Source organism: Rhodobacter ferrooxidans, assembly GCF_000176015.1.
GTDB classification, from domain to species: Bacteria; Pseudomonadota; Alphaproteobacteria; order Rhodobacterales; family Rhodobacteraceae; genus Pseudorhodobacter_B; species Pseudorhodobacter_B ferrooxidans.
Genome location: NZ_ACYY01000003.1, coordinates 26139 through 52135, shown reverse-complemented (window position 1 = coordinate 52135; position 25997 = coordinate 26139). Strand labels below are relative to the sequence as shown.

Here is a 25997-nt window from a genome sequence, read left to right as displayed (position 1 = left end):
GGTTCGCTCATGCACCTGGAACTGCGCCACCTGCGCACCATCCGCGCCATCCAGCAGGCGGGCGGGCTGGCGCGGGCTGCCGACATGCTGAACATGACGCAATCGGCGCTGTCGCATCAGGTGAAGGGGCTGGAGGATCAGGCGGGGATCGAGTTGTTCGCGCGGCGGTCGAAACCCTTGAAACTCTCGGCGGCGGGCCAGCGGATGCTGCGATTGGCCGAGCGCATCCTGCCCGAGATCGACGCGCTGGAGGATGAGTTCCGCGCCTTGCGCTCGGGCAAGACCGGGCGGCTGCACATCGCCATCGAATGTCACGCCTGTTTCGACTGGCTGTTCCCGGTGCTGGAGCAGTTCCGCCACGCCTGGCCCGAGGTCGATGTCGATATCCGCGCCGGGCTGGCCTTCGAGGCGCTTCCGGCGCTGATGCGCGAGGAGGTTGATCTGGTGATCTCCTCCGATCCGGTGCGGTTGGAGGGGGTGATCTTCAACCCGCTGTTCGATTATCAGCCGACCTTTGTGGCGGCGGCGTCGAACCCGCTGGCGGCCAAACCCATGATCGAGGCGGAAGATTTCCGCGAGCAGATGCTGATCACCTATCCGGTTGCGCGCGACAAGCTGGATGTGTTCACCGAACTGCTGACGCCCGCCAAGGTCGAGCCGCGCGGCCAGCGGCAGGTGGAACTGACGGCGGTGATCCTGATGCTGGTGGCGGCCAACCGCGGCGTGTCGGTGCTGCCCGACTGGGTGCTGCGCGGGGTGCGCGGCAATGCCGACTACATCACCCGCCCGCTGGGGCCGGGGGTGATCAGCCGCCGCCTTTATGCCGCCACCCGCGAGGAAGACGCCACCAAGCCCTTCATGGCGCATTTTCTGAAGCTGGGCCGCAGCGAGCCGGTGAAGTTGCAGCGCGGCTAGCGCCGCCCTGCCCCCTTCACAACCGGGTCGCCCGCGCGTATAGCCGCCCCTGATGATATGGAGACAGCGATGCAAGGCAGTGCCAACCTCAACCTGATGATCAAGGCGGCCCGCAAGGCCGGGCGGGCGCTGGTCAAGGACTTCCGCGAGGTGGAAAACCTGCAGGTTTCCTCCAAGGGTCCGGGCGATTTCGTCACCAAGGCCGACCGCGAGGCCGAACGGATCATCAAGGACGACCTGATGGCGGCGCGCCCGACCTATGGCTGGCTGGGCGAGGAAACCGGCGAGACCCCCGGCGTCGATCCGACCCGGCGCTGGATCGTCGATCCGCTGGATGGCACCACCAATTTCCTGCACGGGTTGCCGCATTGGTCGGTTTCCATCGCGCTGGAGCACAAGGGCGAGATTGTCAGCGCCGTGGTGTTCGACGCCGCCAAGGACGAGATGTATTGGGCCGAAAAGGGCGCCGGGGCCTGGATGAACGAAAGCCGTTTGCGGGTTTCGGGGCGGCGGCAGATGATCGAGGCGATCTTTGCCACCGGCGTGCCGTTTGGTGGCCGTGGCACCCTGCCCGCCACCCTGCAGGATCTGGCACGGCTGATGCCGGTCTGTGCCGGGATGCGGCGCTGGGGCTCGGCGGCGCTGGATCTGGCCTATGTGGCGGCCGGGCGGTTTGACGGCTACTGGGAGCGCGGGATTTACCCCTGGGACATCGCCGCCGGCACGTTGCTGGTGCGCGAGGCGGGCGGCATGGTGTCGGGCATCCGCGAGGGTGACGATCCGCTGGAAAAGGGCGCGGTGATCTGCGCCAACCCGGCGCTGTTCGAGGAGTTCCGCAAGATCATTCGCGGCTGACCACAGGCGGAACCAGCCTCTTTGCGTATTCAGGTCCGGAAGAAACCGGCGCGTTACTTGCGCGGCACCTTGGGGATACGCGAGCGGGCCAGCGGATAGCTGGTCTCGGGGTGCGGCGGCAGGCCGTGGGTGCGGCTCCAGAACGCCGGCCCGCCGCGCGACAGCCAGAACGGCAGCGTCAGCACGAGGCCCGCCAGAAAGCCGCCGGTATGCGCCCAATAGGCGACGCCGCCCATATCGGTGGGCGTGGCAAGGCTGCTGAAAAGCTGCAGGCCGAACCACAGGCCCAGCATCGCCCAGGCGGGCACCGCGAACACCTTGAAGAACACGATGAAGATCACCATCACATCGACCCGCGCCCGCGGGAACAGCAAAAGGTAGCCGCCCATCACGCCCGCGATGGCGCCCGAGGCGCCAACCATCGGGATCAGGCTGTGCGGGTCTGCCGCCACCTGCATCGCCGCCGCCGCCAACCCCGCGCCGATGTAGAACAGCGCAAACCGCACATGCCCCATGATGTCTTCCAGATTGTCACCGAAGATCCACAAAAACAGCATGTTGCCCGCAAGGTGCGCCCAGCCGCCATGCAGGAACATCGAGGTCAGCACGCCATGCCAGACCCCGCCTTCGGTCACAGCGGCGGGCACCAGCCCCCAGGTCATGAAGAAGCCGTTGATCGCCCGCTCGTCGGGCAGCGTCAGCCAATAGCCCAGGAACACCGCGATATTGGCGATGAGCAGCGCGTAGGTGACATAGGGCGTGCGCCCCGAGGGGTTATGGTCGCGGATCGGAAACATGGGTGCAGGGTTTCCGATCCGCAAGGTGACGTCAAGTCGGCATCAGGCCCGGGCGGCCTGCACCAGCAGTTGCGCATTGCCGCCCGAGGCGGTGGTGTCGATGCAGACGTGACGCTCCAGCGTGACATGGGCGGTGTCGGGCAGGCCACCGATCAGCGGCAGGATCGGGCCGTGGCGGCTGGCAAGGGCCTGCGCATGGGGCCGGGCAGAGCTGGCGTCGCCCCAGTGCAGGGCGCCCGAGAAGCCATTGAGCCTTGTCAACGCCGCGGGGTCCAGACCGGGGGCGAGGATCGCGGTGCCGCCCAACGCCCGCACAGCTTGCGCCTGCGCCTCGGCGGCTTTGGTGCCGGGGCCGAGGCACAGCAGCGGCGGGCGGGGGTAGCTGGACAGCCGGTTGGATTCGCCGGTGGGGCCGGGCAGGTCGGCGGTATGCAGGGCGGTCGGCGGCGTGCGGGTGGTGTGCAGGGTGGCGGCCACTATTGTTTCGGGCGTGGTGGTATCCGGCATGGCAAGCGGGGCCGGGGTGGCGCAGAAGCGGGGCAGATACTGCGGCCCGCCCGCTTTCGGGCCGGTGCCGGAAAGCCCCTCGCCGCCGAACGGCTGGCTGCCGACCACCGCGCCGATCTGGTTGCGGTTGACGTAGGTATTGCCGACCCGCAGCGCCTCGACCAGCCGCTGCACCCGGTCGTCGATGCGGGAATGCAACCCGAAGGTCAGGCCATAACCGGTGGCGTTGACGGCGGCAATCACCGCGTCGATTTCCGACGCCTTGAAGGGGACGATATGCAGCACCGGGCCGAAGATTTCGCGCGGCATCTGCGCAATGCCGTCGATGCGGATCACCGTCGGGGCGATGAAATGGCCCGCCTTGGGGGCGGCAAGAGTTTTCAGCACCCTGCCCTCGGCTTTTGCCACTTCTATATAGGCCGCAATATCGGCCTGCGCTGCGGCGTCGATCACCGGGCCGGTATCGGTGGCCAGATCCCAGGGGTCGCCCGGCGTCAGATCGTCCATCGCGCCGAACAGCATGTGCTGGATGGTCTCGGCCACGTCCTCTTGCAGATAAAGGCAGCGCAGGGCCGAGCAGCGTTGCCCGGCGGACTGGAAGCTTGACGCCAGAATATCGCGCACCGCCTGTTCCGGCAGCGCCGTGCTGTCCACCAGCATGGCATTCAGCCCGCCGGTTTCAGCGATCAGCGGCGCGGTGGGGTCAAGGTGATCGGCCATCGAGCGGCGGATTTTCAGCGCGGTCTCGGTGGAGCCGGTAAAGCAGATGCCGTTCACCCGTGGGTCGCGGGTCAGGGCGGCACCGACCGTTGAACCGTCACCCGGCAGCAGTTGCAGGGCGCTGGCGGGAACCCCGGCGCGCAGCAGCAGGTCCACGGCGAAGGCGGCGATCAGCGGGGTTTGCTCGGCCGGTTTGGCCAGCACGGCGTTGCCTGCGGCCAAGGCGGCGGCAATCTGGCCGGTAAAGATTGCCAGCGGGAAATTCCAGGGCGAGATGCAGGCGAAGAGGCCCCTTGCGGGGGCGATGAGCGAACCCGCTGCGTCAGCATAGTAGCGCAGGAAATCCACCGCCTCGCGCAATTCGCCCACCGCATCCGACAGGGTTTTTCCGGCTTCGCGGGCCAGCAGCGCGTAGATCGGGCCGAATTCGGCTTCATAGAGGTCGGCGGCGGCGCGCAGGATGGTGGCGCGGTCGGCGGCGGGGGCATCCCAAGCTTGCGCCTTGGCGAGGGCCGTCTGCACATCCGCGTCGCTGGCCGGTTGCACATGCCCGACCAGCGCGCCGGTGGCGGGGTTCAGGATCGCCAGCGAGGCCGCTTCGGCAACCGGACCGGCCAGCCTTGGGCCGGCATCGAAGATGGTTTCGGCATGCGGCGCCCGGGCAGCCTCGATCCGCGCCAGATCGGCGGCGTCGGTCAGGTCGAACCCGCGCGAGTTGCGGCGGCTACCGAACAATTCGGGGCCGGTGGGCAGGGCCGGGCTGGCTTTGGGTTGTATCTGTTCCATCGCGGTCAGCGGACAGGCGGCGACGGTTTCGGGGGCCACGTCTTCATCGACGATCTGGTTGACGAAGCTGGAGTTGGCGCCGTTTTCCAGCAGCCGCCGCACCAGATAGGCCAGCAGATCGCGGTGCGCGCCAACGGGGGCATAGATGCGGCAGCGGGTTCCGGCATCGGCCAGCACCAGATCGTGCAGCCGCTCGCCCATGCCATGCAGGCGCTGGAATTCGAAGGTGGAGGTGTCGGAAGCCATCTCCAGAATCGCGGCAACGGTATGGGCATTGTGGGTGGCGAATTGCGGATAGATCCGGTCGGTCATCCCCAGCAGCTTGCGGGCATTGGCAATATAGCTCACGTCCGTGGCCTGCTTGCGGGTGAACACCGGAAAGCTGGCCAGCCCCAGCACCTGCGCCCGCTTCACCTCGGCATCCCAATAGGCGCCCTTCACCAGCCGCACCATGATGCGGCGGTCAAGCCGCTTGCTCAGGGCGTAAAGCCAGTCGATCACCGCCCCCGCGCGGCGGCCGTAGGCTTGCACCACCACGCCGAAACCGTCCCATCCGGCCAGGCTGGGGTCACTGAGAACCGCCTCGATCACCTCGCAGGACAGCGCCAGCCGGTCGGCCTCTTCGGCGTCGATGTTGAAGCCAAGGCCCGCAGCACGGGCGAGCCCCGCCAGCGCCTTGACCCGCGGCACCAGTTCGGCCAGCACCCGTTCGCGCTTGGCCACCTCGTAGCGCGGATGCAGCGCCGAGAGCTTCACCGAAATGCCGGGGTTGGCGCGGATGTCGTGGCTTTTGCAGGCAGAAGCAATCGCGGTGATGGCGCGGGAATAGGCCAGATGGTAGCGCCGGGCGTCACTTTCGGTGCGCGCGGCCTCGCCCAGCATGTCATAACTATAGGTGTAGCCCTTGGCCTCCAGTTCGGTGGCACGCTCCATCGCCGCCGTGATGGTCTCGCCCAGCACGAACTGGCGGCCCATTTCCTTCATGGCGCGCGCCACCGCCTTGCGGATCACCGGCTCGCCCAGCCGTTTCACGGCGTTGCGCAGATGGCCGACCACGCCCGGCTCGCGGTCTTCCAGCACCTTGCCGGTCAGCATCAGCGCCCAGGTCGAGGCGTTGACCAGGCTGGAGGCGGATTTGCCCAGGTGGCGGCCCCAGTCCGACGGCGCGATCTTGTCTTCGATCAGCGCGTCCATGGTAGGGGCGTCGGGCACCCGCAGCAGCGCCTCGGCCAGACACATCAGCGCGATGCCTTCCTCGGTCGAAAGCCCGTATTCGGCAAGGAAGACCTCCATCAGCCCCGGCTTGGCGCTGGCGCGGATGCGGCGGACCAGATCGGCGCCAGCGGCGGTGATGCGGGCGCGGGCGGCGGCGTCAAGCCCGGCTTCGACGATCAGGTCGGTGACCAGCGCCGCCTCGTCGCGCAGGCTTTGGCGGGAAATGATCGCCCAAGGGCCGGTGGAAAGGTCTGACATGGCGATACTCCCTGATTTCGGGCAGGATAACCGGAAATCGGCGGGCTGTTTGCCTTAGTATTGGCCGATCAGCAGCCGATTCGGCTGCATTTGGCGGGAATGGCGATGCAAAACGATCTGGACAGCTATGATCTGGCGATTCTGCGCGTGCTGGCGGGCGAGGGGCGGATATCGGCCACCGACCTTGCCCGCCGCATCGGCCTGTCGAAATCGCCGGTGCAGGCGCGGATCAAGCGGCTGGAGGCAGACGGCGTGATTACCGGCTATCGCGCGGTGCTGGACCCGATCCGGCTGGGGCTGGCGCATGTGGCCTTTGTCGAAGTGCGGCTGTCGGATACCCGCGAGGCGGCGTTGCAGGCCTTCAACCGCGCGGTGCGGCTGATTCCGGAGGTTGAGGCCTGCCACATGATCGCCAGCCGCTTCGACTATCTCTTGAAGGTGCGCACCGGCGACATTCAGGCCTACCGCCGGGTGCTGGGGGAAAAGCTGTCGGCGCTGCCGCATGTCGCCTCGACCTCGACCTATGTGGCGATGGAGGCGGTGAAGGATGGCAGCTTCGATGCCGCCGATCTGGCGGGATAGGCCCGAGTCGGGACGCAGACTGCGGGCGAATCCGTGCGGCCGGGGGGCGGCGCTGCGGTGTCAGGGCAGAGGTTCACCCCGCCCGGCATCGGGCAGCTGATCCCGCCGGATTTTGCGGCAGAAACCGCTGCGGGGGCATTTTGGCGGGTGTGGAATCGGACGGAATTCGCGCACGGCGAAAGTATGCGGCTGCATACGACTCGGTCGCCCTGGGGTAGAATCCGCAATATGACTGCCGCCCCGTGCGGCCACGGGTGCTGACATCTTGCCCTAACGTCAATTTTTCTGACACCGGCCCGAACGGAAAAAACCTGCCAGCGCAACGGCTTCGGCCGGATGGCAGCAGATGGGTCGGCGCGCTTTCGCCCAATTGCCGCAAAACCGGCCAGGCCAGGGCGGCAGACGGGGCTTGCCGCTTGCCCCACCGAATCAACCGGGCGGGAAAAACATGTATCAGAACAATAGGTTTTACCGTGCAGAGGTGCGCTGACCTGAGCCAATACATCGCACCCCAGAGGCCACTGTAACGCCAGATGGACATTGCTTGTGTCACGCAACTATGACATTGTTTTTTTAACGAAGCAGGCCTTGATATCTCGGGCAACCTACCTAACGCCCTGTGTCAGACCTGATCGTTAACTAAGCCAGCGTGTAGGCCCTTCACGCAAATGTTGTAGACCATAAAGGGGAGACGACAATTGAGTAGCGATCCGAACAAGGTCTGGCCGACTGGTCTGACCGTCGCCGAAGCCGAAGAGGTGCATGCTGCCCTCATCGCAGGCACTCGTGTTTTTGGTGCCATCGCCGTGGTGGCTCACCTTCTGGCGGCCGTTGCCACGCCGTGGCTCGGCTAAGGGAGATTTGACATGACCTATGGTAAAGTCTGGCTGGTCGTCAAACCGACCGTTGGCATTCCGGCCTTCCTGGCTGGCGTGGCAATTGCCTCCGTCTTCGTTCACGTGATGCTGTTCAACAACACCACGTGGCTGGCCCCCTACTACTCGGGTGCCTCGCTGAACCCGGCGGCTGCGGCTGCGCCCGTTGTTGCGGCGCCTGCTGTTAGCGGCTGATCTGTGTGAGGGTATCGGTTCGAACAGAACCCATGCCCTCTGCCGATGACACGACATTTCGCAGGCCGGGATCTTAGGATCCCGGCCTGCGTGTCGCTGTGAGGGCGCGGCTTTCACCGCGCCATTCACCGCCGCGCCGCAGCCCTGCCGGGCCATCGGACCAATGACAATACCGGCCTGCTGACGCCCCAAGCGGCGGCGGCGGCCCAGAACGGGAGCCTTGCCCATGAGTCGTTTCAGCGAATGGGCCACCCGCAGCATCGCCTCGGCCGGAACCAAGTGGTTGCCGTTTGCCGATGCCGCCTCGGACAATCTGCCGTTGGGGCGGCTTTTGCGGCTGGCGCTGTTTCAGGTGTCGGTCGGCATGGCGCTGGTGCTGCTGGTTGGCACGCTGAACCGGGTGATGATCGTCGAGCTGGAAGTTCCCGCGGCGCTGGTCGGCATCATGCTGTCGCTGCCGGTGCTGTTCGCGCCGTTCCGGGCGCTGATCGGCTTCAAGTCCGACACCCATGTGTCCGCGCTGGGATGGCGGCGCACGCCTTATATCTGGCAGGGCACGCTGTTGCAGTGGGGTGGCTTTGCCATCATGCCGCTGGCGCTGATCGTGCTGTCGGGCAAGGATTATGCCGCCGGATACCCGGCGTGGATCGGCCAGGTTTCCGCCGCGGCGGCGTTCTTGCTGGTGGGGGCCGGGGTACATACGGTGCAGACCACGGGTCTGGCGCTGGCCACCGATCTGGCCCCGCGCGAGGATCAGCCGAAAGTCGTCGGGCTGATGTATGTGATGCTGCTGGTGGGCATGATCATTTCGGCCTTTGCCTTCGGCTGGCTGCTGACGCCCTATTTCCCGGCGCGGTTGATCCAGGTGGTGCAGGGCGCGGCGGTGGTGACGCTGATCCTGAACACCGTGGCGATGTGGAAGCAGGAGCCGCGCAACCGCGCGCGCAATGTGCGCCCCGAGGTGGCACCAGAGTTTTCCGACCACTGGCGCGCCTTCATCACCACCCACAACGCCTTGCGCGGGCTGGTCGTGATCGGCTTGGGCACGCTGGGATTCGGCATGGCCGACGTGCTGCTGGAACCCTACGGCGGCCAGGTGCTGCAGATGACGGTGGCCGAGACCACCCGGCTGACCGCCACCTTCGCCGGCGGCGGGCTGTTCGGCTTTGCACTGGCCTCGCGCGTGCTGTCGCGCGGTTATGATCCGCTGCGGATGGCGATGTGGGGGGCGTTGATCGGGGTGCCGGGGTTCGGCGCGATTGTCGGCGCCTCGGAGATGACCTCGACCACGGTGTTCATTCTGGGCACGCTGGTGGTGGGGTTCGGCGGTGGGCTGTTCAGCCACGGCACGCTGACCGCGACGATGCGGATGGCGCCGAAGGAACAGGTCGGGCTGGCGCTGGGCGCCTGGGGCGCGGTGCAGGCCACCGCCGCCGGGATCGGCATCGCCAGCGCCGGGATCATCCGCGACGTGGTGCGCGCGCTGCCGGTGGGCGGTGAAGGGCTGGCCGCTGCCACGCCTTATCTGGTGGTTTTCGTGCTGGAGATTGCGTTTCTGGCGCTGGCGCTGGGGGTGGTGCTGCCGATGGTCTGGAACCGCGCCCTGGCGGCGGAACGGCAGTAACGCCGTCGGCGATGGTGGCCACTGTGGGACTTGAACCCACACGCCCGAGGGCCTCCGATTTTAAGTCGGGTCTGTCTACCAGTTCCAGCAAGCGGCCACGCCCGCTTTTCATAGGGCCTGCGCCCCCTGCCCTCAAGCAACTTCTGGCAGGCTCTCTGCCGCAGCGCGGCAATTGACTTGGGGCCAGCGCTTCGCCACAACTGCAGCAACGAATTTGCGGGGGATCGCCAAATGAAGAAAATCTACCCCAGTGCGGCGGCAGCACTGGACGGGTTGTTGTTTGACGGCATGCTGATCGCCAGCGGTGGCTTTGGGCTGTGCGGCATCCCCGAACTGCTGATCGCGGCGATTCATGATGCGGGCACCAAGAACCTGACCGTGGCCTCGAACAACGCCGGGGTCGATGGTTTCGGCCTTGGCGTGCTGCTGGAAACCCGGCAGGTCAAGAAGATGATCTCCTCCTACGTTGGCGAAAACGCCGAATTCATGCGCCAATACCTGTCGGGCGAGCTGGAGCTGGAGTTCAACCCGCAAGGCACCCTGGCCGAGCGGATGCGTGCCGGTGGCGCCGGTATTCCCGGCTTCTATACCAAGACCGGCGTCGGCACGGTGATCGCAGAGGGCAAGGAGCATCACGATTTCGACGGTGCGACCTATATTCTGGAACGTGGCATCGTGGCGGACCTGTCGATCGTCAAGGCCTGGAAGGCCGACCCCTCGGGGAACCTCGTGTTCCGCAAGACCGCCCGCAACTTCAACCCGCCCGCCGCCACCTGCGGCAAGGTCTGCGTGGTCGAGGTCGAAGAGATCGTGCCGCTGGGCGCGCTGGACCCCGACTCCATCCACCTGCCCGGCATCTATGTGCACCGCATCATCCAGGGCCAGCACGAGAAGCGCATCGAGAACCGTACCACCCGGCCGCGCGGCTGACGCGGGCAAGAGGACACGGGGGCACGGGGGGCAAGCAATGGCATCACCTTACGAGAACCTGCCGGCGCGGTCCTATTGGCGCAGCGGTGTGGCCGAGCGGGCGCCGCTGGACCCCGGTGCGCTTTACACCCCGCGCTTTGCCGTCACCCCGCGCATGCAGGTGGCGACTGCGGGCAGTTGCTTTGCCCAGCACATCGGGCGGTCGCTGCGCCAGGCCGGTCTGCGGGTGATCGACGCCGAACCCCTGCCCGCCACCGTGCCCGAGGCGCTGGCGCATGACCACGGCTACGGGCTTTATTCGGCGCGCTACGGCAATATCTACACCGCCGCGCAATTGTTGCAGCTTTGGCGCGAGGCCGAGGGCACGCATATCCCGCAAGACCGGGTCTGGCAGCGCGACGGCCGGTTCTTCGACGCCCAGCGCCCCGGCGTTGACCCCAGGGGCCATGCCAGCGCCGAGGCGGTGCTGCGCCACCGCGCGCATCACCTGACCCGGGTGCAGGCCGCCTTTCGTGCCGCCGATCTGTTGGTTTTCACTTTCGGGCTGACCGAAGCCTGGGTGCATACCGCCTCCGGCACGGTGTTCCCGACCGCACCGGGCACCATTGCCGGCACCCATGACCCGGCGCTTTACAGTTTCCGCAACTTCAACGCGCTGGAGGTTCTGCGGGATTTCGAAAGCTTTCTCAAGGCGTTGCGCAAGGTCAACCGCCGGGTGAAGCTGGTGATCACCGTCTCGCCGGTGCCCCTGACCGCCACCGCCAGCGGCCAGCACGTCGAAGTCGCCACCTGCTATTCCAAATCGGTGCTGCGCGCGGTCTGCGGCATGCTGGTTCAGCGCCACCCCGAGATCGACTATTTCCCGTCCTACGAACTGATCACCTCGCAAAACAGCCGTGGCGCGTATTTCGAGGCCAACCAGCGGTCGGTCTCGGAACTGGGGGTTGCGGCGGCGATGGAGCTGTTTCTGAATGGCCACGGCCTGCATCCCACCGCTGCGCAAGCCGCCGACCCCGGCGAAGACCCGCGCTGCGAAGACGCCCTGCTGGAGGCTTTCGCCCGATGACCAAAGTGGCGATCATCGGCAATTCGCATGTCGCGGCGCTGAAGGCCGCCTGGGATGCTACCCCGCTGCCCGGCCTTGACATGACGTTCTTTGCCGCCCCCCAACGCAACTTTCGCCAGTTCGCGCTGCAACCGAACCGGGTTTACGGCCTGCCCGCCCCCCAGCGCGGCCGCCATGCCGAGATCGTGCAAAAGCTGAACGGCGCGTTGCAGATCGACCTTTCCGGGGTGGATCAGGTGGTGCTTTCGGCGTTCGGCTGGAACCCCGGCGCCATCGCCCAACTGATCGCCACCTGCGACATCGACGGGCTGCGCTTGACCGGCGCGCCCACCCTGCTCAGCCGCGATCTGTTCGACGCGATCTGTGCCGCACTGGCGCGCGCCTTGCGGCCCGGCCCGGAATGGCGGCATTGGCCGGGGGCCGCGCCGATCTTTCTGGCGCAGGCCGCCACCTGCGAGACCTGCCTCGGCTCCAGCAACGCCGATTTCGCCAGTTGGCAGCGGCTGGCCGCGGCCCCGGATGGCGCACTTGCCGCCTTTGACATCTTCTTTGACCACCTCAGGGCCGATCTGGCCGGGGTCGGCATCACCCTGCTGCGGCAGCCGCCGCAAAGCCTGCGCCCCAGCGGCCTGACCGAGGCCAGGTTTCTGGCGACGGGCGGCGGCGTGGTTCCGGGTCAGGAACACCTGCGCGGCGACCACGCCCACATGAACGCCGCCTATGGCACGCTGTGCCTGACGGCGCTGCACGACCTTATCCGCCGTGGACCTTCCCCGGCACCCATCCCGCAATCCGACACGGAGGTTTGACGATGCCCTGGGACCGCAATCAGATGGCCGCCCGCGCCGCACAGGAACTGCGCGACGGCATGTATGTCAACCTCGGCATCGGCATCCCGACGCTGGTGGCCAATTACATCCCCGAGGGGGTCAACGTCACCCTGCAATCGGAAAACGGCATGTTGGGCATGGGCCCCTTCCCTTTCGCAGGCGAGGAAGACCCCGACCTGATTAACGCCGGCAAACAGACCATCACCGAACTGCCGCAGACCGCGTTCTTCGACAGCGCCCAAAGCTTTGCGATGATCCGCGGCGGCAAGATCGCCATGGCAATCCTCGGCGCGATGGAAGTGTCCGAGACCGGCGATCTGGCCAACTGGATGATCCCCGGCAAACTGGTCAAGGGCATGGGCGGCGCGATGGATCTGGTGGCGGGCGTCGGCCGGGTGGTGGTGGTGATGGACCACACCTCCAAACACGGCGAATCGAAGGTGCTGCACGCCTGCACGCTGCCGCTGACCGGCAAGGGCGTGGTGGACCGCATCATCACCAACCTCGGGGTGCTGGATGTCGGGCACAAAGGCCTGCACATCGTCGAAATCGCAGATGGCGTCACCGAGGCCGAGCTGCGCGCCGCCACCGAAGCCACCATCGTCGGCTGACCGCCACTGGTATTCATCTGTTCGAAAACATCCTCGGGGGTGAGGCGCGCCCGGAAAACCTTCCAGTGGAAGGTTTTCAGCGCCGAACGCCCGGCCCGTGGCCGGGCTGGGCCGCGCGCCGAGGGGGGCAGACAGCCCCCTTCCTATCCGCCGCTTGAGATCACCTTGAATACGCAAGGGTCCGACACCAGCTCCGGCGGCGTCAGGCACAGACCCTGCGCCACCTGCCAGGCCGCCAGCACTTTGGGCACATAATCGCGGGTTTCGGCATAGGGCGGCACGCCGGCATTGGCCTTCACAGCCCCCTCGCCCGCGTTGTAGGCCGCCAGCACCATCAGCGGATCGCCGTCGAACTCCTTCATCAACCAGTCAAGGTAAGCCACGCCGCCCTTGATGTTCTGGCCCGCATTCTTGCTGTCGGTCACGCCGAATCGCGCCGCCGTATCGGGGATCAGTTGCATCAGCCCCTGCGCACCGGCCGAGCTGACCGCATCGACCCGGCCCGCACTTTCGATGCCGATCACCGCCAGCACCAGCGCCGGTGACACCTTGGTGCCCAGCGTCGCCTTCAGGATATCGGTGCCATAGCTGGCCGCAATCTCCTGCATGTGCTGCATGCGGGGGGCTGCCACCGCCTTGCCGCCCGGCCCCTGGCTCAGGGTGGCCATCGCCAGGGTGAACCGCCCCGCCACAGCACCTTGCGCCGTCGGCACGGTGTCCCAGAACCAGCCATAGGACGAGGCGACCGGCGCCGTTGGGGCCAGTGCGGCGTCGGCAACATCGGCTTGCGGCGGCTGGGGTTCGGGATCGGGACGGTCGGGCACCGCCATGCGGCGGGCCTGTTCCGCCGGGTCGATCTGCACGGTGATGCGCTTGCCCGCCCCAGGCCCCGGCGCCTTGATGCGACGAAAGGTGAAGTCGTCCTGAAACGGCAACGCCTCGGCCCGCGCCCCTTCGGACCCGGCGACCACCAGCCCGGCAAGGATGATTCCTGCCCATATCCGCATTTTGCGGCTGCCTGCTCTTTTGTTGTTCTTGAGCCTAGTGTCGCAAAGAATCAGCTTTCGCGCCAGTGATTTGCCCTGTCAATCGTGGCATAGGCGCCACAATCGGGCATTTTTGCCAGACCTTGCCGCCGCCACCAAAGCAGCCCCCCGCCATGCGGCAAATTGTTTTCATTATTCTTTAAGGCCTTAGCGGATTTTCTGCGGCAGGGCGCATTTTTCCGAAAATGCCCTGCCGCTACCCAAATGCCGCCACGATTTGAGGGCCATATGAACCCATGCCGAGACGGAAAGCCAACCGGAGCAGAGGCCGGAACGCGACAACCCGCAGCGGATGACCTGAGCAAACGCAACAGAAACAAGGACCATGAACATGCTGAACCACTTCAAATCTTTCGCGAATGACGAATCCGGCGCCGTGACCGTTGACTGGGTCGTGCTGACCGCAGCCATCGTCGGCCTGGGCCTGGTGGTTATGACCACCGTTGGCGGCGCCATCAAAACCCAAGCGACCGCGATCGGCGCTGCCGTGACCGCCGACGTCGGCACCGGTCTGTCTTCGAACTGATCCGAACCATCTCCGAGAAAGAGGCCGCGCTTCGCAAGAAGCGCGGCCTTTTCCTTTGTCTGCGCCTGACCGGTTCCCCGCGCCACATTCCGGGCCATTTTGCCAGGCCCACCAAGCCACCCCACGCAATTGGAAATATTTTTTCCTTGAAATTTCAATTATTTATTAAGTTTTATCTGCCGATCTGCATTTTTCCAAAAATGCCCAATCGCTTCCCAAATGCCGCCACGATTGCCCGGCTATATCAGCCCATGCCGAGACGGAAAGCCAACCGGAGCAGAGGCCGGAACGCAAAGACCCGCGGCGAAGAGCCTAAGCAAACGCAACACAGACAAGGACGAAAACCATGCTGAACCACTTCAAATCTTTCGCGAATGACGAATCCGGCGCCGTGACCGTTGACTGGGTCGTGCTGACCGCCGCCATCGTTGGCCTGGGCCTGGTGGTGATGACCACCGTTGGCGGCGCCATCAAGACGCAAGCCACCGCCATCGCCACCGAAGTGACCTCGGACGTCGGCTCGGGCCTGAGCCTGAACTGATCTGGTCGCCACCAAACACAGCGGCCGCGCTTCGCAAGAAGCGCGGCCGCTTGGCATTTCAGGCCCGGCACCCGCCCCTGGCTGCGGCCAGCTGATCCTGGTGTCCCCCCCCCGACACAACGCCCCGCCGAAAAAATCTTCAGCCTTCGTTCACATTCTCCAAATGGCCTGATCTCCTCCGCAATGCCGCCACGATTGCCCGGCTATATCAGCCCATGCCGAGACGGAAAGCCAACCGGAACAAGGCCCGGAACGCAAAAACCCGCAGCGGATGACCTGAGCAAACGCAACACAACGCAACACAGAGACAAGGACGAACATCATGCTGAACCACTTCAAATCTTTCGCGAATGACGAATCCGGCGCCGTGACCGTTGACTGGGTCGTGCTGACCGCAGCCATCGTCGGCCTGGGCCTGGTGGTGATGACCACCGTTGGCGGCGCCATCAAAACCCAAGCCACCGCCATCGGCGCTGCTGTCAACACCGATGTGGCCGCCGGCCTGACGCTGAACTGATCTGACGATCCTGGCAGACAAAGGCCGCGCTTCCCCCGGAGTGCGGCCTTTTCCCAAAGGCTGCTGCAGACCCCGAACGACCTGCCGCCGCCGCTTCCCTGATCCCACGTGAAATATGGAGTTCCCGATGCTTACCCGCCTGAAAACCCTGATGGACGATGAAAGTGGTGCCGTGATGGTGGACTGGGTCGTGCTGACCGCCGGCGTCGTCGGCATGGGCCTGACGATCATGATGTCGGTTGCCCCCGCAACCACGCAAGCCAGCGCCAGCATTGCCGCCGAGTTGAACGCCGTTCAGATTCAATGATCCCGCCGCGGTCGCCCGATGCATCCTGCTGGCGCGACCGTTGCAAATCTCTAAACAAACGCCGCAGTTGATCCCCGAAATCGCCACATTTGTAAACAATACTCGGACCTGCGACCCCGACTGGCAGCATGCCACCGGCGTCTCGCCATGAAACTGCTGAAAGATTGAGGTAAAGCCATGCGTATGGTGTTCGGATTGGTTCTTGTGGTCGGCCTCGCGCTTGCGGGGTTTGCCGTCTATATGGCGCAGGGGTTCATCAGCCAGACCCAGGCGGAACTGGCGCAGGAACGCGCCGCCCGCGCCAAGGCCGGGCCGCTGGTCGAGGTTTATGTGGTCAACAAGCCGCTGAACTATGGCGACCCGCTGACCAAGGAAGATGTGCAGAAAATCTACTGGCCGCAGAACGCCCTGCCCGAGACCATCTTCACCGATGAGGCACTGCTGTTCCCGGCCAATGCCGTCGGCCAGCGTTTCGTGCTGCGCCAGATGGAGAAATTCGAGCCGCTGCTGGCCGTCAAGGTCACCGAGCCGGGCCAGGATGCCGGTCTGACCGCACGTCTGGCCAAGGGCATGCGCGCCTTTGCCATCAAGGTCGATGCCACCTCGGGCGTGTCGGGCTTCCTGCATCCGGGCGACAATGTCGATGTCTATTGGACCGGCACCGCCAATGATGCCGGCGTCGGCGGCGAGATGACGCGGCTGATCGAATCCACCATCAAGATCATCGCCGTCGATCAGATGGCCAATGACGACCGCTCGGGTTCTGCTGTGGTTGCCGCCACCGTTACCGTCGAGGCCTCGCCCGAAGAAGTGGCGCGGCTGGCGCAGGCTCAGGCCACCGGCAAGCTTGCGCTGTCGCTGGTGGGGGCCAACGATGCCAGCGTCGCCGGTCTGGTCGAGGTGGACAGCCGCAGCCTGCTGGGCATCGAGCAGCAAGCCGCCGCCGAGGTGCCGGTCGCAGAGCGGGTGTGCAGCGTCAAGACCCGCAAGGGCGCCGATGTGGTGGATATCCCGATCCCTTGCACAAACTGAACGGCTCGGGGACAGATTCGGGGCGCGGTCACCTGATCAAGGGGCCGCGCCCTGCGCTTTTTTCCATTCCTTGCATCTGTTGCAAGTTATCCACAGTAGCTGCACCCCTCAAGCATTTGATTCTTGCTTAAAAATAAGGTTTCCGGCAAGGTAGATGACGGAGCGGGCAGTCAAGACCCGCCGAGAGGCGTGATCGGAAAGGCAGGTCACATGTTTATGCGTAATTTCTGGACAGCCGGATTGCTGGGTCTTGCCCTGGCGACCACGGCGCTGTCCCCCGTTGCGGCGCAATCCCTGCGGGTGATGGAAGGTTCTGCCTCCCGCGCGCTGGAGGTGCCGCTGAACCGGGCGGTCGTGGTTGAAAGTGATGTGCCCTTTGCCGAACTTTCGATCGCCAACCCCGGCATTGCCGATATCTCGACCCTGTCGGACAAGTCGATCTATGTGCTGGGCAAGGCGCCGGGCCGCACCACGCTGACCCTGCTGGGGCCGGACGGGCGGCTGATTTCCAACGTCGAGGTGCAGGTCAGCCCCGATGTCGCCGAATTCAAGGAGCGGCTGCGCCAGATCCTGCCCGGCGAACTGATCGAGGTGCGCACCGCCAATGACGGCATCGTGCTGTCGGGCACCGTCTCCTCGACCGCCAAGCTGGACCGCGCGCTGGATCTGGCCGAACGCTATGCGCCCGAACGGGTGTCGAACCTGATGAGCGTCGGTGGCACCCAGCAGGTCATGCTGAAGGTGCGCTTTGCCGAAATGCAGCGCTCGGTGGCCAAGAACCTGTCGGCCTCGCTGGCAATCAACGGCTCGACCGGCGGTGGCAATGTCGGGGTGAACGCCGGCTCTGGCCAGTTCACCGCGGGCGGCACCCGCGATGGCGTGTTCGCCGGCACCAGCCAATCCGGGGCAGACAACAGCGAAGGCGTGGCCACCATCGGCTTTTCCGCCGGATCGCTGCAATTTGCCGTGCTGCTGGAAGCGCTTGAATCCAAAGGCGTCGTGCGCACGCTGGCCGAACCGAACCTGACCGCGCTGTCGGGGCAAGAGGCCAAGTTCCTGGCCGGTGGCGAATATCCGATCCCGGTGGCCGATGGCTCGGGGTCGATCTCGGTCGAATACAAGCCCTTCGGGGTCGAGATGAACTTCACCCCCGTGGTGGTCGATGGCGACATCATCAACCTGACGATCAACGCCGCGGTGTCCTCGATCGACAGCACGGTGACAGTGCAGAACGCGGGCTTCACCCTGAACGCCTTCAAACGCCGCGAAACCTCGACCACGGTCGAGATGCGCGACGGCGAAAGCTTTGCCATCGCCGGGCTGTTGCAGGACGACTTCCGCGACCTGAACGGCCAGGTGCCGTGGCTGGGCGACATTCCGATCCTGGGCGCGCTGTTCCGCAGCGCCGAATACCAGCGGGCGCAAAGCGAGCTGGTGATCATCGTGACGCCGCATCTGGTGACCCCGACCCGGGGCGAGGCGCTGGCCCTGCCCACCGACCGGATCCGCATCCCGACGGAACGCGAGTTGTTCCTGTTTGGCAAGACCAGCGGTGCCCGCGGTGCGACCGGTGAAGTGGCGCGGCAGGATTTCAGTGGCTCTTATGGCTATGTGATGGAGTAGGCGATGCGGGGGCAAATGCGTCACATGGCAGTCGGGGCGGCACTTCTTTTGCTGACCGCCTGCGCCAACGGCGAGTTGGGGATCAACACCGAAGGTGGCGATTTCGGCAACGCCACCATGAACAACACGCTGATCCAGTCGGGTCAGCTGGATTATGCCGTGGCGCTGGGCGGCCGATTTGCCGCCGAAGTGCCGACGACGGTGAATTTCGAGTTCAACTCGGCAGTGCTGGACGGTGCGGCGCAGGCCGCCCTTGACCAGCAGGCCAACTGGATCCGGCAGTTCCCCGAAGTGCGCTTCCGGGTTTACGGCCACGCCGACCGCGTTGGCTCGAACGGCTACAACCACGCGCTGGGGCTGAAACGCGCCCGCGCGGTGGTGTCTTACCTGAACAGCCGTGGCATCAGCCGTTCGCGGCTGGAGGCGATGGTGTCTTATGGCGAAACCCGGCCGGTGGTCGATACCCTTGGCCCCGAAGTGCGCAACCGCCGCACTGTGACCGAGGTCTCGGGCTTTGTGCAGAACCACCCGCTGATCCTGAACGGCAAATACGCTGCCGTCATCATGCGCAACTACCTTGAGCTGGCGGCGCGTCCGCATCCCAGCAACAAGCAGATCGTGACCCAGACCAACCCGGGCAGCTAAGCCGCCCGAACTCTCGGACGGGGCCGAAACATTCCGCCCCGTCCGTTTCGAGAAGTGCTAAAATCAAAGAATAACGATCTTTTAGCCCCATTCTCGCCCACATTGTCCACCATCTTCACTCCAATGGGAACAACCGCGCGCCAAAAGGCTGCGCACAGGTTTCCGGGTTTGATCGTCGCCAAAGGCCGCGGAACGCGGGTCCCCAGGCGGCAATGACAGCCCGAAGGCCTGTCACTGGAAGGACGAGAGGCAATGAGCAGCGTGGCTAATCTATCGCCGGACCCCGCACCCATCGTGGCGTGCACGATTTCGCGCGACGTGCAGAATTTCGATCTGCTGATCGACGACATGGAAATCGAGCTTGGCGAAAGCTGGGGCGACCTGTCGTTTGAAGACGCCCTGACCTTCCTTGGCCAGCCCGATGCGGCAACGCTGCAATTCGTGGCGGTGGCGGTGGATGCGCAGGACGAGGCCGATCTGAGCCGGATCACCGACATCATCAAGACCGCCAAGGGCCGCGACATCAAGGTGGTGCTGATCGCAGATCAGGTCAGCCCGATCGCGCTGCACCAGCTTTTGCGGCTGGGGGCCGACGATTTCCTGCCCTACCCGCTGCCCGAAGGCGCGCTGCACGAAACCATCGAGAAGATCCGCAAGCCCGCCCCTGCCCCCACCGCCCAGGCCGCACCGAACTTTGCGCCGCGCGATGACGAGGAGGGCGACCACCACGCCCCCGCCTTCAAGGCCAAGGGCGACCGCAACGGCGTGGTGTTGCCGGTGCATGGGCTGGCCGGCGGCGTCGGTGCCAGCACCTTCGCCACCAACCTCGCCTGGGAGCTGGCGATTGCCGACAAGACCAAGGCGACGCGGGTTTGCCTGATTGATCTGGATTTCCAGTTCGGGGCCACCTCGACCTATCTGGACCTGCCGCGCAAGGAAGCGGTGTTCGAGATCCTGTCCGACACCGCCCACACCGACAGCGATGCGTTCCTGCAGGCCATGCTGACCTTCAACGACCGGCTTTCGGTGTTCACCGCCCCTGCCGACATGCTGCCGCTGGATATCGTGCAGCCCGACGACATCGGCCGGATCATCGACATGGCGCAGGCCAATTTCGATTTCGTGGTGATCGACATGCCCTCGACCATCATCAGCTGGACCGAGACCGTGCTGAACCGCGCGCATGTGTATTTCGCGCTGCTGGAGCTTGACCTGCGCTCGGCGCAGAACGTGCTGCGGCTGGTGCGGGCGCTGAAAGCCGAGGCGCTGCCGCATGAAAAGCTGCGCTATGTGCTGAACCGGGCGCCGAAATTCACCGATCTGTCGGCCAAGGGCCGGGTGAAGCGGATGGCCGAAAGCCTGGATATCACCATCGAGCTGCAACTGCCCGATGGCGGCGTGCAGGTGACACAGGCCAATGACCACGGCCTGCCGCTGGCTGAAAACGCCGCGAAAAATCCGCTGCGCAAGGAAATCGCCAAGCTGGCGACCTCGCTGTTTGAACTGAACAAGGCGGTCGAGTCCGGCAAGGGCTGAGTGACCAAGGGGGCTTAACGATGTTTTCACGTTTCAAGAAACCAGATGCAGCCGGACGCCCGGCACCGATGGCACCGGTCGGGGCCGCCTCGGCCGCGGGCCATGCGCCGTCGTCGGTGGCCAAGCCGCTGATGCAGCCGCGCAGCAGCATGGGCACCGCGCCGCAGCGCCCGGCGGCCGAAGCCGTTGCTGCCGACAAGGAAAAGAAACGCCGCGACCGGCTGGCCGAGTTGAAGGTGGAACTGCACAAGCGCCTGCTGGAAAGCCTGAACCTGGCCGCGCTGGAAACCGCGTCCGAGGCCAGCCTGAAGGTCGAGATCGCCGCCATCGTCTCGGAAGCGCTGGACGAGATGAGCGTCGCGCTGAACAAGGACGACCGCACCACCCTGAACCAGGAGCTTTACGACGAGGTGATGGGCCTTGGCCCGCTGGAGCCGCTGCTGAAGGATGAATCGGTCAACGACATTCTGGTGAACGGCCCCAACCGCATCTTCGTGGAACGCGGCGGCAAGCTGGAACTGACCGACATCACCTTCAAGGACGAGCGCCACCTGCTGCGGATCATCGACAAGATCGTGTCCGCCGTGGGCCGCCGGGTCGATGAATCCAACCCCTACGTTGACGCGCGGCTCGCCGACGGCAGCCGTTTCAACGCCATGGTGCCCCCCGTCGCGGTGGATGGCAGTCTGGTGTCCATCCGGAAATTCAAGAAGGAAAAGCTGGGGATTCAAGACCTTGTGCGCTTTGGTGCCTTCACCGAGGAAATGGCCGCCTATCTGCAGGCCGCGGTTTCGACCCGGCTGAACATCATCGTGTCGGGCGGCACGGGTTCGGGGAAAACCACCACGCTGAACGCGCTGTCGTCGTTCATCGACAACAGCGAACGGGTGCTGACCATCGAAGACACCGCCGAATTGCAACTGCAACAGGTGCATGTGGGCCGGATGGAAAGCCGCCCCCCGAACGTCGAAGGCAAGGGTGCTGTGACCCAGCGCGACTGCTTGCGCAACGCCCTGCGGATGCGGCCTGACCGGATCATCGTCGGTGAAACCCGCGGCGAAGAGGTCATCGACATGTTGCAGGCGATGAACACCGGCCACGACGGCTCGATGACCACGATCCACGCCAACTCGGCGCGCGACGGTATCAGCCGACTTGAAAACATGGTCGCCATGGCCGGCATCGAGATGCCGCTGAAGGCGGTGCGCAGCCAGATCGCCGCCGCCGTCAACCTGATCGTGCAGGCCAGCCGCCTGCAGGACGGCTCGCGCCGGATGACCTCGATCACCGAAATCACCGGCATGGAGGGCGAGGTGATCTCGATGCAGGAAATCTTCCGCTACGAGCGGCTTGGCATGGCGCCCGATGGCAAGATCATCGGCCGCTTCAACGCCACCGGGGTGCGCTCGCACTTCTCGGAACGCTTCCGCTCGTGGGGCTATGACCTGCCCGCCTCGCTTTACGAACCCATCGCCTGAGGATCATCATGGAACTGAGTGCAGCCCCCATCATCTACATCCTGATCTTCGTCGCCGTGGTGATGCTGGTCGAGGGTATCTATCTGACGGTGTTCGGCAAGTCGATCAGCCTGAACAGCCGGGTCAGCCGCCGTCTGGCGCTGCTGGAAAAGAACTCCAACCGCGAACAGGTGCTGGAACAGTTGCGCAAGGAAATGTCGCAGCACCTGAAGGCGCGCGGCATCCCCTTGTATTCGATCCTGGCGGAAAAGGCGCAAAAGGCCAACATCGCCTTCTCGCCGCTGGCGCTGATCGGCATCATGGGGCTGCTGGCGGTGTTCAGCTATCTGGGCCTGACCATCGGCACGCAGGCGCCAACGCAGGTGCGGATTCTGGTGGCCATCGCCATGGGCATCGGCGGGGTCTATGTCTGGGTCAACGGCAAGGCCAAGAAGCGCATCGCGCTGATGGAGGAGCAGCTTCCCGACGCGGTGGAACTGATGGTGCGCAGCCTGCGGGTGGGCCACCCCTTCGCCTCGGCCATCGCCATTGTTTCCAAGGAAGTGGCCGACCCCTTGGGCACCGAATTCGGCATCATCGGTGACGAGGCGGCTTACGGGCGTGACGTCACCGAAAGCCTGAAAGCCTTTGCCGAGCGGATGGACAACCAGGATCTGCGCTTTCTGTCGGTGGCCGTGACCATCCAGCAGCAATCGGGCGGCAACCTGGCCGAGATCCTCGAAGGTCTGGCCAAGGTGATCCGCGCCCGCTTCAAGCTGTTCCGCCGGGTGAAAGCCATCACCGCCGAGGCCAAATGGTCGGGCATGTTCCTGTCGGCCTTCCCGATCGGCGCGCTGGTGATGATCCTGATGCTGAAGCCCGACTATTTCGACAAGGTCAAGGAAACCTCGGCCTTCGTTCCGGCGGCGCTGGTGGTGGGGGTGTTCCTGACGATCAACGTCATCTTCATGAAGATGATGGTCAATATCAAGGTTTGATGAAATCATGGAAATTCTAGGCAAGATCAACACGATACTGATCGAGACCATTGGGCCGCTGGGGCCGCTCGTGGTGGTGGGGGGCCTGGGTCTGCTGCTGATGCTGGCGGTGCTGCCGACGCTTTTGAAGAAAAAGCCCGAGCCGTTCGAGAAGCTGAAGGCGCAGCGAACCACCGGCACCGCAGCCACCCCCGGAGCAGCATTGCGGCTGGGCGACAAGGCCGACAAGCTGCAGAAATTCGCCAACTTTCTGGAACCGCAGGACGAAGCCGAGCTTTCCGCCTCGCGGCTGAAGATGCTGCGCGCAGGCTATCGCGCCAAGAATTCGGTGCGGATGTTCCACTTTGCGCAACTGGTGCTGGGCATCGGCCTTCTGGTGCTGGGGGTGATCTACACGCTGTTCATGTCGGCCCAGGGCACGGTCAGCACCCAGACCATGATCCTGTCCACCATCGGACCGGGGGCTGTGGGCTATTACCTGCCGCAATACTGGGTCAACAGCCGGGTCAAGAAGCGCCAGGCCGAGATCGTCAGCGGCTTTCCCGACGCGCTGGACATGATGCTGGTCTGCGTCGAGGCCGGGCAGTCGATGGACCAGTCGATCATCCGGGTGGCGCGCGAAAGCCGGGCCGGCTATCCGGCGCTGGCCGACGAATTCGACATGGTGGCGCAGGAAATCAAGGCCGGCAAGGAACGCACCACGGTGATGCGCGACATGTCCGAACGGGTGGGCATCGCTGATGTGGCGTCTTTCGTGACGACGCTGGTGCAATCGGCCACCTTCGGCACCTCGATTGCCGAGGCATTGCGGGTGTATTCGGCGGAAATGCGTGACAAACGCGTGATGCGGGCCGAAGAGAAGGCAAACACCTTGCCGACCAAGCTGACACTGGGCACAATGCTGTTCACTCTGCCGCCGTTGCTGATCATCCTGATCGGCCCGTCGATCCACAATATTGCTGTCACGCTGTCAGCGACCAGCAACTGAGACCAGAACCGCATGACGCGTGCCGTTGTTTGCCTGCTGTGCTTTTCCCTTCTGGCCGCCTGTCAATCGACGGGCGGCCTTTCGGCTGCCGATGCTGCCCGCAACGCGCCGCCCGGCTCGGACGCGCATGGCCAGGGGGTGGACGGATTGCTGGTGGGCCACCGGCTGATGGCGGCGGGCGAATACGAGCTGGCGCTGCGGGCCTATCTGCGTTCCGCGGCCGAACAGGGCATGAACGTCGATGTGCTGTCGGCGCTGGGCTCGGCCAACCTGCATCTGGGCCGCCTGGGCCAGGCCGAACAGCTTTTGCGCCGCGCGGTCGAGCTGGACCCCAGCTTTGTGCCCGCCCAGAACAACCTTGGTGTGGTGCTGATGGAACGCGGCAAGCCGGCCGAGGCGCGGGTGGTGTTTCAGCAGGCTTTCGCGCTGGACAGTGGCGAAACGGACTCGATCCGCGAAAATCTGCGGCTGGCTATCGCGCAATCGGAAAATTCCGGTTATACAGAACCCGAGGCTACCCATAGTTTCTCGCTGGTTCGTCGTGGGCAGGGACAATATGACCTGCTGTCCTCGCTGTAACCGACGGGTTCGTGACGAGCAGTAAAAGGACGCAAAATGCGCCACCCCGGAATGATTGCCCTGTGCCTTTGCGGCACGGTGGCGCTAAGCGCCTGTGGCGGCAACCGCGACGCCGCCGCCGCGCGTGCCATGCAAAGCGTCAATGTGATCGACGAATCCAACCTCAGCGACATCATGCTGACGGTGGGCGATCCGAACGAGGCCGTGGCCTATTTCACCAAGACCTCGGCCGCCAACCCGGACCGGATCGACCTGAAGCGCAATCTGGCGAAATCGCTGGTCAAGGCGGGCAAGGCCTCCGAGGCGGTGGCGGTCTGGACCACGGTCGTGGCCTCGCCCGAGGGCACAAGTGACGACCGGGTGGCGCTGGCCGATGCGCTGATCCGCACCAACGACTGGAAACGCGCCGAGGCAGAGCTGAACCAGGTGCCGCCGACGCACGAGACCTACGAGCGTTACCGGCTGGAAGCGATGGTGGCCGACAGCAAGAAAGACTGGAAGAAGGCCGACAGTTTCTATGAAATCGCCGCCGGTCTGACCACCAAACCGGCAGGCGTGCTGAACAACTGGGGGTATTCCAAACTGACGCGCTCGGACTATGCCGGGGCGGAAAAGCTGTTTCTGGAGGCGATCACCTTTGACAGCACCCTGTTCACCGCCAAGAACAACCTGATCCTGGCCCGCGGGGCGCAGCGCAAATACGACATGCCGGTGCTGGAGATGACCCAGACCGAGCGGGCGGAACTGCTTTACACGCTGGCGCTGACCGCGATCAAGCAGGGCGACGTGACGGTGGGCAAGGGTCTGCTGCACGAAGCCGTCGATACTCACCCGCAGCATTTCGAGGCCGCCGCGCGCAGCCTGGCTGCCCTTGATGCGAATGTGACCAACTGAGATGACCCCGACCGTCGCGCTGACCCTGCTGCCCTTCGTTCTGCCGATCGCCGTCTGGGTGGCCTGGTCGGACATGAAGTTCATGAAAATTCCCAACAAGGCGGTGCTGGCGTTGGCGGCGGTTTATCTGGTCGTCGGCGGCGGGCTGGTGGCGTTCGGCGCGCTGGGGCTGAAAACCTGGGGCTGGGGCTGGGCCTTGGGGGCCATCGTGCTGGGCGTCGGCTTCGTGGTCACCATCCTGAAGATGGTGGGGGCCGGTGATGCCAAATTCGCCGCCGCCATGGCGCCGTTCTTCGTGGGCGGCGATCTGCGGTTTGTGCTGCTGCTGTTCTCGGCCTGCCTGATTGCCGCGTTTGTCGGCCACCGCGCCATGCGCGCGCTGCCCGCGGTGCGGCGGATGACGCCGGATTGGGAAAGCTGGACCCATGCCAAGTTTCCGATGGGGCTGGCGCTGTCAGCGACGCTGGTTTTCTATCTTTTCGCCGCAATTTTGCTGCACTGACCTGCTTCACTGGCTGCTGACCGCCGCGCCGATCCCTTCG

General features: G+C 64.9%; 27 protein-coding genes and 1 tRNA gene. 24 read left to right on the top strand and 4 right to left on the bottom strand.

Going from position 1 to position 25997, the window contains the following annotated elements:
• Positions 1-9 precede the first annotated feature (9 nt).
• Complete coding sequence (locus RSW2DRAFT_RS03105; RefSeq protein ID WP_008027960.1) at positions 10-915, top strand: LysR family transcriptional regulator; 906 nt, start codon at positions 10-12, stop codon at positions 913-915.
• A 69-nt stretch (positions 916-984) separates the two neighbouring features.
• Positions 985-1770, top strand: a complete 786-nt coding sequence (locus RSW2DRAFT_RS03100) for an inositol monophosphatase family protein (protein WP_008027959.1) — start codon at positions 985-987, stop codon at positions 1768-1770.
• Positions 1771-1823: 53 nt separating this feature from the next.
• Here the strand turns inward: RSW2DRAFT_RS03100 and RSW2DRAFT_RS03095 are convergent, their stop codons facing one another.
• The gene (locus tag RSW2DRAFT_RS03095; RefSeq protein WP_008027958.1) at positions 1824-2567 is read right to left on the bottom strand and encodes a rhomboid family intramembrane serine protease; all 744 of its coding nucleotides are present in this window, start codon (positions 2565-2567) and stop codon (positions 1824-1826) included.
• A gap of 42 nt (positions 2568-2609) precedes the next feature.
• A complete protein-coding gene (gene putA, locus RSW2DRAFT_RS03090; RefSeq protein WP_008027957.1) occupies positions 2610-6053 on the bottom strand; it encodes a bifunctional proline dehydrogenase/L-glutamate gamma-semialdehyde dehydrogenase PutA in 3444 nt (1147 codons plus the stop codon).
• A gap of 105 nt (positions 6054-6158) precedes the next feature.
• Here putA and RSW2DRAFT_RS03085 point away from each other — a divergent pair, with 105 nt between their 5' ends.
• The 4 genes from RSW2DRAFT_RS03085 (at position 6159) to RSW2DRAFT_RS03075 (ending at position 9329) form a co-directional block, all read left to right on the top strand.
• The gene (locus tag RSW2DRAFT_RS03085) at positions 6159-6635 is read left to right on the top strand and encodes an Lrp/AsnC family transcriptional regulator (RefSeq protein WP_008027956.1); all 477 of its coding nucleotides are present in this window, start codon (positions 6159-6161) and stop codon (positions 6633-6635) included.
• Positions 6636-7333: 698 nt separating this feature from the next.
• Complete coding sequence (gene pufB / locus RSW2DRAFT_RS17355; protein ID WP_083800638.1) at positions 7334-7489, top strand: light-harvesting antenna LH1, beta subunit; 156 nt, start codon at positions 7334-7336, stop codon at positions 7487-7489.
• Between the two features lie 12 nt (positions 7490-7501).
• Positions 7502-7705, top strand: coding sequence for a light-harvesting protein (locus RSW2DRAFT_RS03080; RefSeq protein ID WP_008027954.1), 204 nt, complete (start codon positions 7502-7504; stop codon positions 7703-7705).
• Between the two features lie 226 nt (positions 7706-7931).
• Positions 7932-9329, top strand: a complete 1398-nt coding sequence (locus tag RSW2DRAFT_RS03075; protein WP_008027947.1) for a PucC family protein — start codon at positions 7932-7934, stop codon at positions 9327-9329.
• 12 nt (positions 9330-9341) lie between these two features.
• On the opposite strand, the gene RSW2DRAFT_RS03070 is transcribed toward RSW2DRAFT_RS03075, so the two are convergent.
• A tRNA-Leu gene (locus RSW2DRAFT_RS03070) sits at positions 9342-9426 on the bottom strand.
• 134 nt (positions 9427-9560) lie between these two features.
• On the opposite strand from RSW2DRAFT_RS03070, the gene RSW2DRAFT_RS03065 reads away from it, so the two are divergent.
• From RSW2DRAFT_RS03065 to RSW2DRAFT_RS03050, 4 genes are read left to right on the top strand one after another with little or no spacing between them, the layout of a single operon-like run.
• Complete coding sequence (locus RSW2DRAFT_RS03065; protein ID WP_008027946.1) at positions 9561-10259, top strand: CoA transferase subunit A; 699 nt, start codon at positions 9561-9563, stop codon at positions 10257-10259.
• Between the two features lie 37 nt (positions 10260-10296).
• A complete protein-coding gene (locus RSW2DRAFT_RS03060; protein WP_008027945.1) occupies positions 10297-11325 on the top strand; it encodes a GSCFA domain-containing protein in 1029 nt (342 codons plus the stop codon).
• On the top strand, positions 11322-12134 hold the full coding sequence (locus RSW2DRAFT_RS03055; protein WP_008027944.1) for a hypothetical protein: 813 nt from the start codon (positions 11322-11324) through the stop codon (positions 12132-12134). Before RSW2DRAFT_RS03060 ends, RSW2DRAFT_RS03055 begins: the two co-directional genes overlap by 4 nt.
• Positions 12135-12136: 2 nt before the next feature.
• Positions 12137-12766, top strand: coding sequence for a 3-oxoacid CoA-transferase subunit B (locus tag RSW2DRAFT_RS03050; RefSeq protein ID WP_008027943.1), 630 nt, complete (start codon positions 12137-12139; stop codon positions 12764-12766).
• Positions 12767-12909: 143 nt separating this feature from the next.
• Here RSW2DRAFT_RS03050 and RSW2DRAFT_RS03045 read toward each other — a convergent pair whose 3' ends face one another.
• Positions 12910-13773, bottom strand: coding sequence for a lytic transglycosylase domain-containing protein (locus tag RSW2DRAFT_RS03045; protein WP_008027942.1), 864 nt, complete (start codon positions 13771-13773; stop codon positions 12910-12912).
• Between the two features lie 364 nt (positions 13774-14137).
• On the opposite strand from RSW2DRAFT_RS03045, the gene RSW2DRAFT_RS03040 reads away from it, so the two are divergent.
• From RSW2DRAFT_RS03040 to RSW2DRAFT_RS02975, 14 genes are all read left to right on the top strand, one after another.
• Positions 14138-14338, top strand: coding sequence for a Flp family type IVb pilin (locus RSW2DRAFT_RS03040; protein ID WP_040671500.1), 201 nt, complete (start codon positions 14138-14140; stop codon positions 14336-14338).
• Between the two features lie 346 nt (positions 14339-14684).
• Positions 14685-14879 carry a Flp family type IVb pilin gene (locus RSW2DRAFT_RS03035; RefSeq protein WP_008027940.1) on the top strand — a complete coding sequence of 65 codons (195 nt, stop codon included), beginning with the start codon at positions 14685-14687 and terminating at the stop codon, positions 14877-14879.
• Positions 14880-15201: 322 nt separating this feature from the next.
• Positions 15202-15396: a Flp family type IVb pilin gene (locus tag RSW2DRAFT_RS03030; protein WP_008027939.1), complete on the top strand. Its 195-nt coding sequence runs from the start codon at positions 15202-15204 to the stop codon at positions 15394-15396.
• A gap of 127 nt (positions 15397-15523) precedes the next feature.
• Entirely contained in the window at positions 15524-15703 is a 180-nt protein-coding gene (locus tag RSW2DRAFT_RS03025) for a hypothetical protein (RefSeq protein WP_008027937.1), read from the top strand.
• 177 nt (positions 15704-15880) lie between these two features.
• Positions 15881-16735, top strand: coding sequence for a Flp pilus assembly protein CpaB (gene cpaB, locus RSW2DRAFT_RS03020; RefSeq protein ID WP_008027936.1), 855 nt, complete (start codon positions 15881-15883; stop codon positions 16733-16735).
• A gap of 210 nt (positions 16736-16945) precedes the next feature.
• Positions 16946-18358 carry a type II and III secretion system protein family protein gene (locus RSW2DRAFT_RS03015; protein ID WP_008027934.1) on the top strand — a complete coding sequence of 471 codons (1413 nt, stop codon included), beginning with the start codon at positions 16946-16948 and terminating at the stop codon, positions 18356-18358.
• A gap of 15 nt (positions 18359-18373) precedes the next feature.
• On the top strand, positions 18374-19003 hold the full coding sequence (locus tag RSW2DRAFT_RS03010) for an OmpA family protein (protein ID WP_232209640.1): 630 nt from the start codon (positions 18374-18376) through the stop codon (positions 19001-19003).
• Positions 19004-19255: 252 nt separating this feature from the next.
• The gene (locus RSW2DRAFT_RS03005) at positions 19256-20539 is read left to right on the top strand and encodes an AAA family ATPase (RefSeq protein WP_008027932.1); all 1284 of its coding nucleotides are present in this window, start codon (positions 19256-19258) and stop codon (positions 20537-20539) included.
• Between the two features lie 20 nt (positions 20540-20559).
• The gene (locus RSW2DRAFT_RS03000; protein WP_008027931.1) at positions 20560-22017 is read left to right on the top strand and encodes a CpaF family protein; all 1458 of its coding nucleotides are present in this window, start codon (positions 20560-20562) and stop codon (positions 22015-22017) included.
• A gap of 8 nt (positions 22018-22025) precedes the next feature.
• Positions 22026-22994, top strand: coding sequence for a type II secretion system F family protein (locus RSW2DRAFT_RS02995; RefSeq protein WP_008027930.1), 969 nt, complete (start codon positions 22026-22028; stop codon positions 22992-22994).
• Between the two features lie 7 nt (positions 22995-23001).
• Entirely contained in the window at positions 23002-23982 is a 981-nt protein-coding gene (locus RSW2DRAFT_RS02990) for a type II secretion system F family protein (protein WP_008027929.1), read from the top strand.
• A 12-nt stretch (positions 23983-23994) separates the two neighbouring features.
• Positions 23995-24561, top strand: a complete 567-nt coding sequence (locus RSW2DRAFT_RS02985; RefSeq protein ID WP_008027927.1) for a tetratricopeptide repeat protein — start codon at positions 23995-23997, stop codon at positions 24559-24561.
• A 36-nt stretch (positions 24562-24597) separates the two neighbouring features.
• Positions 24598-25455: a tetratricopeptide repeat protein gene (locus RSW2DRAFT_RS02980; protein ID WP_008027925.1), complete on the top strand. Its 858-nt coding sequence runs from the start codon at positions 24598-24600 to the stop codon at positions 25453-25455.
• 1 nt (position 25456) lies between these two features.
• Positions 25457-25957 (top strand): prepilin peptidase, encoded by a 501-nt coding sequence (locus RSW2DRAFT_RS02975; protein WP_008027924.1) that lies wholly within the window; start codon positions 25457-25459, stop codon positions 25955-25957.
• Positions 25958-25997 lie beyond the last annotated feature (40 nt).